The sequence below is a fragment of the Polaribacter vadi genome (genome assembly GCF_018861005.1).
GTDB classification, from domain to species: domain Bacteria; phylum Bacteroidota; class Bacteroidia; order Flavobacteriales; family Flavobacteriaceae; genus Polaribacter; species Polaribacter vadi_A.
Genome location: NZ_JAHKQL010000001.1, coordinates 1 through 15,462, shown reverse-complemented (window position 1 = coordinate 15,462; position 15,462 = coordinate 1). Strand labels below are relative to the sequence as shown.

Sequence of the window (15,462 nt, the reverse complement as noted above, 5' to 3'; positions counted from 1 at the left end):
ATTAAAAACGGTTTTTTCATTAAATATATCTGTTATATTTGCATTCTTATGAGTATTTTAAAACTTCACGATTTATACTTTAAACCTTTCATCAAAAAAGATGAAATAAATGCTATTGTAAAATATTTAGCAGAACAAGTAAAAGACGATTTACCAAAAGACGAAGTACCTATTTTTGTAGGTATTTTAAATGGATGCTTTTTATTTGCTGCAGATTTTATTAGAGAATTTAATGGTAATTGCGAAGTATCTTTTGTAAAACTAGCCTCTTATCAAGGAACATCAACAACAGATACAGTAAAACATTTAGTTGGTATTAATGAAGATTTAACAGGCAGAACTGTTATTATTCTAGAAGATATTATAGATACAGGAAACACGCTACAAGAAATTTATAATATCTTTAAAAACCTAGATGTTAAAAAATTAAAAATAGTATCATTATTTTTTAAACCAGATGTGTTTAGAAAAGAATTACCAATAGATTATATAGGTAAAAGTATTGAAGACAAATTTATTGTTGGATATGGATTAGATTACAATGGAATAGGAAGAAATTATCCAGAAATATATCAATTAACACCAAAACCCAAAATGAAAAACATCGTATTATTTGGCCCTCCAGGAGCAGGAAAAGGAACACAAGCAAACTTCTTAAAAGAAATGTACAATTTAGTACACATTTCTACAGGAGATGTATTTCGTTTCAATATTAAAAACGCTACTGAATTAGGTTTACTAGCCAAAAAATATATGGATGAAGGCGATTTAGTGCCAGATGAAGTTACCATTAATATGCTAAAAGCAGAAGTAGAAAAAAATGCAGATGCCAATGGTTTTATTTTTGATGGTTTTCCAAGAACACAATCTCAAGCAGATGCTTTAGATGCTTTTTTAGGTGATAAAGGCGAGCAAATTAATGCTATGATTGCTTTAGAAGTACCAGAAGATGTTTTAGTAACTCGTTTACTAGAAAGAGGAAAAACAAGTGGTAGAACAGACGATACTGATGAAAGCAAAATTAGAAATCGTTTTAACGAATACAACACAAAAACTGCCATTCTTAAAGATTATTTTGATGCACAAAACAAATACTATGGTATTGATGGTGTTGGTTCTATAGAAGATATTACCAAAAGAATTGCAGAAGTATTTGATACACTGTAAATTCTAGATTTAAAGTTTAATATTCAAGATTGAATACTATTAATTCATAGAGTTGAGGAGATATAAATTTTTCATAATTATAGTTATAAGTTTCAATCTTCTATCTTGTGTAAGCAATAAATATCTTAAACTTGTAAAATCTGAAAAAAAATACCCTAAATTAGAATATTTTGATTCTTTTGCTACAATTCAGATTGTAGAAAGAACAAATAAATTTTATTATAGTGATTCTTTAACAAAAAGATTTTCACTTAAATTAGACTCTATAATTGATTCTAACAAAGAAAATTATAGAATAAACAATAAGATTAAAATTTCTAATGATAAATTAAGAGATAGTATAAATAGAGAAATATCTTCTTTGTATTACAATCTTACTTCTCCTTTATTTGGAGCAAATAAAATTAAAATACCCAAAGTAATAGATTCTCTTCTTGAATCAAGAAATCAAAGATTTGCAATAGTTGTAAAAGGTTTTGGATATATATACAATAAAGAAAATACAATTTTAAAAAAAGTAAAAGGTAGATTAGTTAATTTAGCAACAATAGGATTTGCAGGAACTCCTCCCATAAAAAACGAGCTAAGTTTATCTTTTTTAATTATTGATTCAAAAAAAGATGAAATTGCTGCTTATATTGGTTTGCCTCCTGTATATAAAAATCCAATGGATAAAGTTGCAACAAAAGCAAATCTAGACAATTTATTTATAGGTAACATTGTTGATAAAAAACTACAATACTAATAATTATGACAGAAGGAAACTTTGTAGATTACATAAAAATATATGCCTCTTCTGGTAAAGGCGGACAAGGTTCTGCACATTTACACAGAGAAAAATATATAACCAAAGGTGGTCCTGATGGTGGTGATGGAGGACGTGGAGGACACATAATTTTACGTGGAGATAAAAATATGTGGACTTTATTTCACCTAAAATTTAAACGTCATTTTAGAGCAGAAGGTGGTGGTGCAGGTAGTAAAAGTAGAAGTTCTGGTGCTGATGGTGAAGATATTTATGTTGATGTACCATTAGGAACAATTATTAAAGATGCTGATACTGATGAAGTAATTGTAGAAATTACCGAAGACAAAAAAGAAGTTGTTTTATTACGTGGTGGAAAAGGTGGCCTTGGAAACTGGAATTTTAAATCTTCTACAAATCAAACTCCAAGATATGCACAACCAGGAATGGATGGTGCAGAAGGTTGGTTTAGAATTGAATTAAAATTACTAGCAGATGTTGGTTTAGTCGGTTTCCCAAATGCGGGTAAATCTACTTTATTGTCTGTTATAACTTCTGCAAAACCAAAAATTGCAGATTATGCTTTTACAACCTTAAAACCAAACTTAGGTATTGTAGAAAACAGAAATCATCAAACTTTTGTAATGGCAGATATTCCTGGTATTATAGAAGGTGCAGCAGAAGGTAAAGGTTTAGGACATCGTTTTTTACGCCATATAGAGCGTAATTCTGCTTTGTTATTCTTAATTCCTGCAGATTCTGATGATATTAACAAAGAATATGAAATCTTGCTAAATGAGCTTAAAAAACACAACCCTGAGTTATTAGACAAAGATAGATTATTGGCTATTTCTAAAACTGATATGTTAGATGATGAGCTAAAAGCAGAAATAAAAGCAGATTTACCAAAAGGTATAGATGCTATATTTATATCTTCTGTTGCTCAATTTGGTTTACAAGAACTGAAAGATAAACTTTGGAAAATGTTGAATTAGTCTTAAAGACAAGTAATCTTATTTAATTAAAATAATTAGGTTAAGAAATCAGAAACAAATAACAGTATAACAAAGTAATTTTTGTTTCTGATTACTTTACCAAAAGTTGCTGACCAATAGAAATGGTGTTATCATTTAAACCATTAAGCTTCTTTAAAAAATCTACAGAAATTCCAAATTTTCTACTAATTGAATATAAAGTATCTCCTTTTCTAACTTGATACATATTCTCTTTGCTCTTTTTAATTACAATCGGTTTTTTAAAGGTTTTACCTTCGTTTAACTTTTTAATTTCTTTGGTATATTTTCCTTTTTTTACATCATCAAATTCATATAATTTATAGTCTTTAATGATTTTTAAAAGCTTAGCAGGATATTTTTTATCTGTAGCATAACCCGCTTTTCGTAAACCATAAGCCCATTTTTTATAATTTTTTATATTATAATCAAACAAAAAAGCATAGCGTCTTCTTTGGGTTAAAAACAAAGAATGATCGTTGTAAGAAGTTTCTGGATACACATATTTTCTAAAACATTCCCTTTTTTTATCATCATCATGATACACACGTTCCCCTGTCCAACCTGTATGGCATTTAATACCAAAATGATTATTAGATTTTAAAGCCAGTTCACTTCTACCTCTACCCGATTCTAAAATTCCCTGAGCCAAAGTTATACTTGCAGGTATTTTATATTCGTGCATTTCTTTTACAGCAATTGGCGCATATTTTCTAATATAAGCCAATGTATATTTATTTAAACTTGGGTTTTTCTTTTTTAATTTCTTGGTAAGTTCTACTTCGTTTACAGAAGGTAACTCTATAGGTTTTGGCTCTACAATTACAACTCCAGGATTTTTCTTATTAACTACTTTCTTTTTAGAACCACAACTGGCAAAAAATAAAATTGAACATAAAAAAAATAAAATCCTAAACTTCATATATTATTGTATTATTTGTTGTCCTTTTCTTTTTAACTTTTGATTAAAACCTTCTATTCCTTGAATTCCGCCTGTATGAATTGCTAAAATTTTAGTGTTTTTAGCAAATTGATTTTTATCAACCAAATCTAAAATTCCGAAAAGCATTTTACCTGTGTAAATAGGATCTAACAAAACATCCGTTTCTTTTTTAAAATTGTTGATGAATTGAATTAAAGCATCATTATACTTTGCATAACCCCCAAAATGATAATTAGTTTGCAAGTTCCAATTCTTTTTTTGAACTAACTGATTGATTTCATCAACTAAAAACTCTCCTTTTAAAGCAGGAAAACCAATTATTTTTTGATGATTTTCAGAAGCATTTATCAAGCCAGAAATTGTACCTCCTGTTCCTACAGCTGTACAAATATAATCGAAATTCACATCATCATTTGTTAAAATTTCTTCACAACCTTTAATCGCAAAATCATTTGTACCTCCTTCAGGAATCAAATAAAAATCGCCAAATTTTTCTTTAAGTTGATTTTTAAATTCAACATCAGATTTATTTCTATAAATAGCTCTTGAAACAAATTCAAAAGTCATTCCGTTTTTATAAGCTTCTCTTAAAGTTGAATTTATAGCTAATGTTTTTTCTAAATCGTTCCCTAACTCATCACCTCTAATAATACCAATAGTTTTATAACCGCTTAAATTACCAGCAACTGCAGTAGCTAAAATATGATTGGAAAAGGCTCCACCAAAAGTTAGTAATACTTTTTTATTTTGATTTTCAGCTTCTTGAATGTTATACTTTAATTTTCTGAATTTATTACCAGAAACAAAAGGATGAATTAAATCTTCTCTTTTTATAAAAAGCTCAACCTTTTTTTCTTCTAAAACAGGAAGATGAATTTGTTGATTTTTAATATCTAAGGGCAATATGATAAAAGGATTTTTTGCTAAGCTCAATACTAGTTTTAATAAGCAGTAAAAATAATAGATTTCTAATCAAAAAGTTACATCTCCACATTTGATTTTTTTTACAAGTAAACTATAAACTTATAAAATAATATTCAAACTATTTCCACAAACCCTATTCAACTGAAAATCAATAAATAAAACAACAATACCAATTATTAATAATCATAAATACAATTTCCTTATAATTGTACTTAATTAAGAATTGAAGCAAATATTTTAAAATATTCAATTTTTAATTGAAAACAATTATATAAACTGTACTTTAACGTACCAAATTCTAATAAAATTTTATGATTGTTTATAACGGACCTTATTTAAAAGTAAAATTTGAAATTGAAAATAATAGATTTATTAATTCCTGGAACACACCACCTAACAGTGTTTTATCTTTTAAAAGTGAATTATTACAATATCGTAAAGCTTTAGAAAAAATAAATCCAATCCAAATTATTTGGTTGCAACAAAACTTTACCTATAATATTGATGATAAAACTAAACTTTGGGTAGAAGAAAATATTTTAAAACCAAGATTTGAAGCTGGTTTTGTTACAGCAGATAAAGATGGCTATCATCCAATAGCTTTTGTTGTAGGTCAAGATGTGCTTTCTCATATGGAAGTTATGGGTGTTTTTGATGAACCCTCTCCAAGTGTTTTTAATCCAAAGCATTTTGCAACTGAAGAAGAAGCAAGAGTTTGGTTAAACAAAGAATTTATTATTGCTCCAAACAACATTAAAGAAAAAGAACTAATTTATAAAGGTTTAAATGAAAATGGTGAAGCTATACTAGAATTAAGGAGTTCTCCTTCTGAGATTGCAAAAACAATAAAAACTTTTCAATCTATTTTTGAAGAAAATGAATTTATTAAAAAGAATTTAGACAAGTACACTAGCTTAACCAAAAGAGAATTAGAAGTATTATCTTACTTAGGTAAGGGAAATAAGCATAAAGAAATTGCTGACACTCTTTTTATTTCTATTCACACTGTAAGAGAACATATAAAAAAAATTAAACTAAAATTAAAAGCTAAAACTAGTAAAGAATTATTACAATATTATAATGCATTTATAAAAAAATAGTATCTAAAAAAAAAAAACGAATTTAACAACCATATTTTTACATTTATATTCTACTAGAACATCAAAATTATAAAAAAGCATATTCTATGAAAAACAATTTATTACTTAGTTTATTAGTGTTGTTGTTAGTTTCTTGTAATAGCAAATCAACATTAAACAGTGTATTTGTAAAAGACCTTAAAGAACTTAATAAAGCAATAAAAGAAGTAAAACCAGGTACAGAAATTGTTTTAGCTAATGGTATTTGGAAAGATGCTGAAATTAATTTTTATGGAGTGGGTACACAAACTAAACCTATAATTTTAAGAGCAGAAAATTCTGGAAAAGTTTTTATTGAAGGTAAATCTTTTTTGCATTTGGGTGGGCAATATTTAAAGGTTGATGGTTTGTATTTTAGAAATGGATATTCGCCTAAAAATAGCATTATCTCTTATCAAATAAACGAAGATTCAACTGCTTTTTATAGTAAAATAACAAATTGTGTTATTGATGGATTTACAAAACCAAGCAGGTTAACAAACGATCATTGGATTAACTTTTATGGTAAACACAATACTTTAGCTCATTGTTATATTACAGGAAAATCTAATGATGGTGAAACATTACGTGTTTTTCAAACAGGTAATAAACATAATAGCAATCATCATCAAATTGTAAATAATTATTTTGGCCCAAGACCAAGAAAAGGCGGCCCAAGAGCAGAAACCATTAGAATTGGAGATAGCAAAACACACATGACACCTGGTTATGTAAACGTTTCTAATAATTATTTTGAAGCTTGTAATGGCGAAGTTGAAATTATTTCTGATAAAACAAATTTCAACACTTTTACGGATAACATTTTTTACAAATGCGAAGGATCTTTTGTATTAAGACATGGAAGTTTTGCCAAAGTAAATGGTAATATTTTTATTGGTGATGACGATTCTGATTTTTATGGGGGAATTCGTGTAATCAACACAGGTCATTGGATTACAAATAACTATTTCTATAAAATAAATGGATCTGAATTTAGAAGTCCTTTAGCTGTGATGAACGGAATTCCTAAATCTCAATTAAATAGATACAGGCAAGTAACAGATGTTGTAATTGCTCATAATACTTGGGTAGATTGCAAAATGCCTTGGCAAATTGGTGTTGGCCAAAACAAGAAAAGTGCAGGTGTTTTACCTGAAGTAGAAATTAGATCTGCACCTCCTATTCGTTCTATAATTGCAAATAATTTAATCTATAATCACGAAACAGAAAAAACTTTAGTGGTAAATCATGATAATATTGATGGTATTTTATTTAAAAATAATGTGCTTGATAATAATAAAGTTCCTTTTACAGAATTTAACGCGCTACAACATCAATCTTTAAAAATAAAAAAAATAAATGATTGGTTATATGCTCCAGAAAATGGACAAACTGGCTTTATTAATGAAACTTATAATGGTTTTGAATTTGATAAAATTGACAAAGACTTGTTTAATAGCGATAGAATTAATCAGAATTATGTAGGTGCAATTAGCAACTTAATTAAAGCAGAAAAATTTAAAATTGATAAGAAAAATTATGGCCCAAGCTGGTTTTCTACAGAAAAAATTGAGGTAGAACCAACTGTATTTAAAGTATCAGCCAAAGAAAATGAATTAGCAAACACACTAAAAAAAGCAAATTCTGGCGATATTATAGATTTGATTGATGAAAACTATCATTTAAAATCATCATTAAAAATTGATAAAAAAATTACTTTAATTTCTAGTTCTAAAAACAAAGCAAAATTGATTTTTAAAGGTGATAAAAATTCTCCTTTATTTGAAATGAATCCTAAAGGAACTCTTATTTTAAAAAATATTTCAATTACAGGTAACAAAGAACACTTAGCCTTTGCACCTTTAGTTGAGAATATGTCTTCTGCTTATAATATTTTGGCAGAGAATTGTAATGTTGAGGGATTTAAAACTGTATTAAAAGCTTCTAAAGGATCTTTTTCTGATACTATAAAAATGGTAAACACTACTATTAAAAATTGCGAAAATGGTTTTATTTTGGCTGCAGAAGAAAAAGGAGATTACAATGCAGAAATGGTAACTTTTAAAGGTTGTAATTTTGAAAAAATTAATAAAAATGTAATTCATTTTTATAGAGGTGGTTATGACGAATCTACTATTGGTGGTATATTAACTTTAACAAATAATACTTTTAAATCTTGTGGTAAAAAAGAAAAAAGTGGTGTTTTAATAAAAAGCAGAGGTATAGTAAATGTATTTTTAAACGAGAATACTTTTAGCAATAACCCTGTTAAATTGGTTGCTCTTTTATGGGGTGTTAAAAACAATCATCATAAAAACAATACTGTTATAAACTCAGGAAAAATAAAGGTTGAAGAGCAGCAGAAATTAGATCTTTTGTATTAATAGCTTCAATCGTAAGACACTTTTTATTAGACTGAGCCAAATTGTAACAATTTGTTTTCAATAACAACTAAACTTTCAATAATAAAAACTATTTTTAAGAACGAATTTATTCTAGTATCTAAATACTTAAATTTAAATTCTTACCTTTAACTAAGTTACGCTATTATTGTAATTTCTTTATAATTTGCAATCGCCCAAGGCAGACCTGAAAAAGAAAGAAAAAGTTTAAGGCATGAATAAAAGAAAAATTGTTTCGATATTACTTTTGATTACTGGACTAATTTTAAGTGTCACTTTTATTTTAAAAATTGAATTCCCACAAAGTTTTGAACCTTATTTTAAAAGAGAATACTATAACAAGTTTGGAGCTCTAGCCATAAGTCTTGAGCTAATCTTTGCAAGCTATTACTTATTAACTGAGCACAAAAAAACAAATTTAGCTCTTGCAATTTTTGGTTTTACAGCTTTATTAGATCCTATTTTTAATATAATAGGGCTTTTTAAAAGTATTGTTCCCATTTACGGCACAATAATTTTAACAATTTGTGCTATCGTTAGTTTGTACCTAGCATTTGCTAACACTTTTAAACTAAAACCATTGTCTTATTTAGCAACTATATTAAGTATTGTTCTTAGTGTTATAATTGAATTTTTCTTCAATTATTTTCAATAAATACTCCTCATTTATTAAAGTTTCTAGAGCAGGTTGCTTATAAAAAAACCTAGGAAAAATTAGAAACTTCTGCTTCTACTTTCTCCCACTCTTCCATTAAAGTATCTACTTTTGCTTTTTTAGCTTTGTAGTTTTTAAAGAAATTAGGTTTAGCAGAAACTTCATCGTAATTTTTTGCTAGTTCTAAATCTAGTTTTTCTACTTCAGCTTCTAAATCTGCAATTTCAGTTTCTATTTTAGAAAGCTTGTTATTTAGCTTTTTTAACTCTTTTTCTTGCTCTCTACTTAATTGATATGCTTCGTTTTTAGAAGTATCTTTTTCTACTTTTACTACTGTTTTCTTTTCAGCTTCACGTAAATTTTCCATTTTGTGTTGCTCTAAGAAATAATCAATATCACCTAAATATTCTTTTATTTCTTTGTCTTTAAATCCATAAACAGTGCTAGTTAAACCTTGTAAAAATTCTCTATCGTGAGAAACTACAATTAAAGTACCATTAAAATTATTTAACGCTTCTTTTAAAACAGTTTTAGAGGCAATATCTAAGTGATTTGTTGGCTCATCCATTATTAAAACATTGAATGGCTGTAATAATAATTTACATAAGGCTAACCTGTTTCTTTCTCCTCCAGAAAGTACTTTTGCTTTTTTATCTACAGCATCTCCACCAAATAAAAAAGAACCTAACATATCTCTAACTCGCATTCTGTTAGAGTCTGTTGCAGCATCTTCCATAATTTCTAATACTGTTTTTTCTGGTGGTAAATATTCTGATTGATTCTGAGCAAAATACCCAACTTCAACATTATGACCGAGTTTTAAATGCCCTTCAAAAGGAATTTCGCCTACCATCATTTTAGCTAAAGTCGATTTTCCTTGTCCATTTTGCCCTACAAAAGCAATTTTAGAATTTCTTTCTATTAATAAATCTACACCTTCTAAAACGTGTTTATCTCCATAACTTTTAGACAAATCTTCTGCTTCAACAATAATTTTACCAGGTTCTTTAGAAATAGCAAAGCGCACATTCATAGCTTGGTTGTCATCTTGGTCAACTTCAATCAACTCAACTTTGTCAAGCTGTTTCATTAAAGATTGTGCCATAGATGCTTTGCTGGCTTTTGCTTTAAATTTATTGATTAAATGTTGCTTTTGTTTTATTTCTTTTTCTTGATTTTTCTGAGCTTGTAATTGTTTTTCTTTAATTTCTGCTCTTAATAATAAGAATTGAGAGTATGGTTTTTTGTAATCGTAAATTTGCCCTAAAGAGATTTCTATAGTTCTGTTGGTTACGTTATCTAAAAACATTTTATCGTGAGAAACCAACACAATTGCACCAGAATAACCTTTTAAAAAGTTCTCTAACCAAATAATTGATTCGATATCTAAATGGTTTGTTGGCTCATCTAGCAACAAAATATCATTGTTTTGTAATAACAGTTTTGCCAACTCTATTCGCATTCTCCATCCACCAGAAAAAGTATCTGTTAGTTTATTAAAATCTTCTCTTTGAAAACCTAAACCTTGTAATATTTTTTCTGTATCTCCTTGATAATTGTAACCTCCAAGAAGTTCGTAACGTTCTTGTTTGTCTGTTAAATCTTGTATTAATTGCGTGTAAGAATCGCTCTCATAATCTGTTCTTGTGGTTAACTGATTATTAATATCTTCTAATTCTAACTCAATTTTTTTAATTTCTTCGAAAGCTTGGTATGCTTCTTCTAAAATGGTTCTTCCTTCTACAAAATCTATATCTTGTCTTAAAAAACCTATTTGCACATCTTTATCAAACGCCATAGTTCCTCCACTACTTTCTATATCTTTAGAAAGTACTTTTAGTAAAGTAGATTTTCCTGCTCCGTTTTTACCAATCAGACCAATTCTATCTCCTTTATTTAATTTAAAAGTGATACCAGAAAACAAATCAGTTCCCATAAAAGAAACTGTTAAATTATGAACGTTTAACATGAAATGTAATAATTGTTACTTAATTAAAGTGGTAAAAAATTTACCTTTGCAAAAGTAGATAAATTTTAAAGTTATGATGTTTAAAAAAGGGACAAAATTATATAGTATTGCAAATGGTAAATGCCCTAAATGTCAAGAAGGAGAATTCTTTAAGTATTCTTTTACTTTTAATCCATCAAAAATCACAAAATTACATGATAATTGTTCGCATTGTAATTTAAAATATATGATGGAACCTTCATTTTTTTATGGAGCTATGTATGTAAATTACGGTATTACAGTAGCTATTTCTATAGTTGTTTTTGTAATTACAAAACTCGGTTTAGACTTTAATTTATTACAATCTTTTTTAGCTGTTGTTGCTGCTCTTTTTATTCTAGCACCCATAAATTTACGATTATCTAGAATTCTATGGATAAACATGTTTGTAAGTTATGATGAAAAATGATGAACCAATCTTATTAAAAACTATTTTTTAGGGTACTAATACCCAATTATTTGATGTTTTTTTTGCGACTTTTACATTTTTCAACTAATCCCCTCCCTAATGAAACAAGTAAAAATATTTTATTTATGTTTATTATTGTCACATACTATTTTTTCAAATCATAACAAAAGTAATTATAATACTGCCCAAGACTTACATTTTACAAAACAAAATAAACCTATTCAATTAAAATCTTTAGTACACTTAATTGATGATACTAAAGATTCAAAATCTTTTAAAGATTTTACCTTACAATATCTAGAACTTGCGTTTAAACAAGACAAACATAGCGTTGCTACCTCCAAAATTTTAAGCTTATGCTCTAGAATTGAAATGGAATTTAACGATCCAGATTTTGCAATTCTTCTACTAAATAAATTAGAAGAACATACAAACAAGATTAATGACACTTATCTATTAGGAGGAATTTATCAGAAAAAAGCAAGAGCTTATTATGATAAAAGTAATTTTACAAAAGCCTATAAAAACTGTAATATTTCTATAAAAAACTATGGTTATACAGTAAAAGATTCGCTTTATAAAGCAGATGCAATTTTTTTAAAAGGACAGATATTAGTAAAAACAAATAATTTCATTGACGCCATTAAAAACTACGAACTAGCTTCTGTTTATTATGAAAATTTAAACGATTTAACTTACACTTTTTTTATTAAAACAGCAATTATTTCTATTTATACTAAAATCGGTTTAAACGAAATTGCTATAGAAAAGCTATTAAATATTATAGCTAAAAAAAAGTCTTTAAAATACAACATTGGTTTAACTTCTAATTATTACAATTTAGCAATTAACTACAAAGAAGTAGGTAACATAAAAAACTATAAAACATATTTAGATAAAGCATTAGCACATAAAGAAAAGAGTAACGATAATGATGGCTTTATACCCTATTATCAAACTGCAATTGCAAAATATTATATACAATATGGCAAACTATCTCAAGCAGAAATATTTTTAAAAAAAGCTGCTTTAGAAATTAAAACTGACAATGCTAATTCAATTAGTAAAGATTTTTTTAATAAAATAAAATGCTTTTATCTTTATAAAAATCATCAACCAAAAAGTGCCTTAGAATTAGCACAAAAAACGTTATTGGAAATTGAAAAACAAGGTGATTTAGCATCTAAAAAAGAATTAAATAAATTAATTTTTGATATTTACACCGATAAAAATGATGCTAAAAATGCGTTAAAATATTATCAATTTTTTACCAAAATAAAAGACTCAATTACTAATATTAATTCAGTTAGTGTTGTTAATTATTATCAAACTTTATCCGAAAAAGAAAAAGAAGAACAATTACAGAATAATAAAATAATCCATTTAAAAAAAAAGAATAAAACTAAAAAAGAATTACTAATTGCAATTATAATTTTTATCGTTCTTTTATTAATTATCATCTACTTATATTGGAATAGACTACTCTCTATAAAAGAGAAAAAAATACAAATAAATTATTCACAGAAACTATTATTAGCTCAAGAAGAACAAAGAAAAAGAATTTCTAAAGATTTACATGATGGTTTAGGGCATAGTTTATTACTAATTAAGCATAAAATAACATCTATAAAAGACAAGTCTCTAGAAAAATTGATTAATGATGCAATAGAAGAAATGCGAAGTATATCTAGAGTTTTATACCCTTTTCAATTAAAAGGTATTGGTTTAACAAGCGCATTAGACAACCTTATGCGTAAACTCGATGATAATAGCGAAACTTTTATTTTTGGTGATATTGATAATATAGATAATATTTTAACTGTTGAACAAGAGGTTAATGTATTTAGAATAATACAAGAATGCCTTACAAATATTATTAAACATGCAGATGCAAGTTCTGCTAGAGTTACTTTAAAACTAATTAAAAAGCATCATATTTACATTATTATTCAAGATAATGGAATTGGTTTTAATTACATAGAAAAATTAAATGATAATAAAAGTCTCGGATTAAAAACTATAAATCAACGAGTAGATTTTTTAAAAGGTTCTTTAAAAGTCTGTTGCGTAAAAAAAAATGAAACCGTTATTAAAATTTTATTTCCTTTAAAATGAAACAATCTATTTATATAGCAGACGATCATCCTATTTTAATAAAAGGTTTAAATGAGTTGTTAATTGAGAAAAAAATGAATGTGATTGGCATTGCAACAGATGGCCAATCTGCTCTTAATTTTATTATTAAAAACAAACCAGACATTGCCATTTTAGATGTAGAAATGCCTAATTTAACAGGTATAGAGATTGCTGATGAATGCAAAAAAAACAATATTATTACCAAAATTATTTTAATTACACTTCATAAAGAAATAGACCTGTATTTAAAAGCCAAAAAACTAAACATTTATGGATATTTACTAAAAGAATTTGCTTTAGAGGAGATAGAAACTTGCATAAATTCTGTAAAAAATGGAATTCCATATTTTAGTAAAAACGTTAAAAAATATATTGGTTTTACAAACGAAACCAATTCAATTTTAAAAGAGCTAACCTTAGCTGAAAGAAGAATTTTAAAATTAATTTCGCAACACAAAACAAATAAAGAAATTGGACATATCTTATTTACATCACCAAGAACTATAGAAAAACATCGTAGTAAAATTATTACCAAACTTAACTTAGGTCAGCAAACTGGTTCTCTTTCTAAATGGGTTTTAAAAAACAAACATCTATTTAACTAAAGATTAATTTATTATGGGTATTAATACCCACAAATAATTTATAAAATTTTATTTTCTTTGGTTTGAATTTAAGTATAAAATAAAACGTTATTATAATTTACAAAGAAATTAAAACACATTTAAGCCCCCAGAAAGCAATCTTTTTCTTATGAATCAGGTTGCTTTTTCAACAAAAATTATAAACAAGTACTTCTTTAATTAAAACAATTATTTAAATCTATTAATTGCTATTTCTGAATCAAGTTCCTTACCTGTTTCTAAATGAAGAAATAATTCCTTGGCAACTGTAGGTGCAATCATTACTCCTCTTGTGCCTAAACCATTTAAAATTGCTAAATTAGGATATGCAGGATGTTTACCTACCAAAGGTCTTCTATCTCTAACAGTTGGTCTTACACCTGCTGTTTGATCTATAATTTTATAAGGAACTGTAATTACTTTTTTCAATTTTTCGACTAACTCTTCTCTACCCTCTTCTGATGGATTTGAGGTTTTATCTTTCCAATTAAAGGTTGCTCCTACCTTATAATGATTATCTCCTAAAGGAAAAATAAATAATGTAGATTTTAATAAAAAATCGATTTTTAAATCTGGTGAGTAAATAGTTATTAATTCTCCTTTAACTTCGTTTAATGGCAAATAATTAAAAAATAAATTATGCGTCATTCCATAGCCTTCGCAAAAAACAATTCTGTTGGTTGTAATATTTTTGTATTCTAACCAATCTTCATTGAATTTTATCTGTTGATGTTCAAATTTTTCAAATCGAATTTTGTGTTCTAATTTTAAATAGGTTCTATAAGTTTCTACTAACTTTTTAGTATCTATTCTTCCTGTATTTTTTACATTTCCGAAACCAAAATCAGCTATTATTCCATCTCGTTTTTTAACTTCTATTTTTGGGTCTAAATAATCTATAAGTAAAGGTTTGTCTGCAGCTTCGAACCAATTATTTTGGTCTTCTATTGATTTAAAAACTTTTTTGGTTTCTATTTTTTTATCGAACTTAGTATTGAACTTCTTTTCTAAACGTTCATAAAATGGTAAAGCTATTTGTAATTGTTGTTTAGCGTTCCAAACTGGGGTAAATCTTTTTAAAATAACAGGATTATAAACACCTCCTGCCACTAATGATGATGTTTGAGAATCGTCTTCGAACACCATAAAAGTTTTATTTGCAGTTAATAATTCTTCTACAAACGCTAAACCTGCTAAACCTAAACCAACTATTATATAATCTACCTTCACAATGTAAAAATAAATAAGTTTTACTTGTTTTTACTAATTTTCTATAAGTTTATAAATAGGCTTAGCCCAGATTGTAGCATTTGTTTGAG

13 protein-coding genes are annotated in these 15,462 nt (G+C 27.0%); 9 read left to right on the top strand and 4 right to left on the bottom strand.

From position 1 onward, the window contains the following. Positions 1–48: 48 nt before the first annotated feature. The 3 genes from KO506_RS00065 to obgE are packed head-to-tail and all read left to right on the top strand — an operon-like array spanning position 49 to position 2,907. Positions 49–1,167 carry an adenylate kinase gene (locus KO506_RS00065; RefSeq protein WP_215992885.1) on the top strand — a complete coding sequence of 373 codons (1,119 nt, stop codon included), beginning with the start codon at positions 49–51 and terminating at the stop codon, positions 1,165–1,167. A gap of 52 nt (positions 1,168–1,219) precedes the next feature. Beyond that, positions 1,220–1,912 (top strand): hypothetical protein, encoded by a 693-nt coding sequence (locus KO506_RS00060; RefSeq protein ID WP_215992884.1) that lies wholly within the window; start codon positions 1,220–1,222, stop codon positions 1,910–1,912. A gap of 5 nt (positions 1,913–1,917) precedes the next feature. Then, positions 1,918–2,907 carry a GTPase ObgE gene (gene obgE, locus KO506_RS00055; RefSeq protein ID WP_215992883.1) on the top strand — a complete coding sequence of 330 codons (990 nt, stop codon included), beginning with the start codon at positions 1,918–1,920 and terminating at the stop codon, positions 2,905–2,907. Positions 2,908–2,998: 91 nt separating this feature from the next. On the opposite strand, the gene KO506_RS00050 is transcribed toward obgE, so the two are convergent. After that, positions 2,999–3,847: a glucosaminidase domain-containing protein gene (locus KO506_RS00050; protein ID WP_215992882.1), complete on the bottom strand. Its 849-nt coding sequence runs from the start codon at positions 3,845–3,847 to the stop codon at positions 2,999–3,001. 3 nt (positions 3,848–3,850) lie between these two features. Beyond that, positions 3,851–4,801, bottom strand: coding sequence for a 1-aminocyclopropane-1-carboxylate deaminase/D-cysteine desulfhydrase (locus tag KO506_RS00045; protein WP_436836405.1), 951 nt, complete (start codon positions 4,799–4,801; stop codon positions 3,851–3,853). Positions 4,802–5,103: 302 nt separating this feature from the next. On the opposite strand from KO506_RS00045, the gene KO506_RS00040 reads away from it, so the two are divergent. The 3 genes from KO506_RS00040 (at position 5,104) to KO506_RS00030 (ending at position 8,967) form a co-directional block, all read left to right on the top strand. Further along, positions 5,104–5,892, top strand: coding sequence for a helix-turn-helix transcriptional regulator (locus tag KO506_RS00040; RefSeq protein WP_215992881.1), 789 nt, complete (start codon positions 5,104–5,106; stop codon positions 5,890–5,892). 86 nt (positions 5,893–5,978) lie between these two features. Then, the gene (locus tag KO506_RS00035) at positions 5,979–8,294 is read left to right on the top strand and encodes a chondroitinase-B domain-containing protein (RefSeq protein WP_215992880.1); all 2,316 of its coding nucleotides are present in this window, start codon (positions 5,979–5,981) and stop codon (positions 8,292–8,294) included. Positions 8,295–8,526: 232 nt separating this feature from the next. Beyond that, a complete protein-coding gene (locus KO506_RS00030) occupies positions 8,527–8,967 on the top strand; it encodes a hypothetical protein (protein ID WP_215992879.1) in 441 nt (146 codons plus the stop codon). A 49-nt stretch (positions 8,968–9,016) separates the two neighbouring features. Here KO506_RS00030 and KO506_RS00025 read toward each other — a convergent pair whose 3' ends face one another. Continuing rightward, positions 9,017–10,936, bottom strand: a complete 1,920-nt coding sequence (locus KO506_RS00025; protein ID WP_215992878.1) for an ABC-F family ATP-binding cassette domain-containing protein — start codon at positions 10,934–10,936, stop codon at positions 9,017–9,019. 73 nt (positions 10,937–11,009) lie between these two features. On the opposite strand from KO506_RS00025, the gene KO506_RS00020 reads away from it, so the two are divergent. From KO506_RS00020 to KO506_RS00010, 3 genes are all read left to right on the top strand, one after another. Continuing rightward, on the top strand, positions 11,010–11,384 hold the full coding sequence (locus tag KO506_RS00020; RefSeq protein ID WP_354667543.1) for a DUF983 domain-containing protein: 375 nt from the start codon (positions 11,010–11,012) through the stop codon (positions 11,382–11,384). 99 nt (positions 11,385–11,483) lie between these two features. Beyond that, on the top strand, positions 11,484–13,499 hold the full coding sequence (locus tag KO506_RS00015; protein ID WP_215992877.1) for a tetratricopeptide repeat-containing sensor histidine kinase: 2,016 nt from the start codon (positions 11,484–11,486) through the stop codon (positions 13,497–13,499). Then, entirely contained in the window at positions 13,496–14,125 is a 630-nt protein-coding gene (locus tag KO506_RS00010) for a response regulator transcription factor (RefSeq protein WP_215992876.1), read from the top strand. The genes KO506_RS00015 and KO506_RS00010 overlap by 4 nt, the downstream gene beginning before the upstream one ends. Positions 14,126–14,332: 207 nt before the next feature. On the opposite strand, the gene KO506_RS00005 is transcribed toward KO506_RS00010, so the two are convergent. Then, positions 14,333–15,373, bottom strand: coding sequence for an NAD(P)/FAD-dependent oxidoreductase (locus KO506_RS00005; protein ID WP_215992875.1), 1,041 nt, complete (start codon positions 15,371–15,373; stop codon positions 14,333–14,335). Between the last annotated feature and the right edge of the window lie 89 nt (positions 15,374–15,462).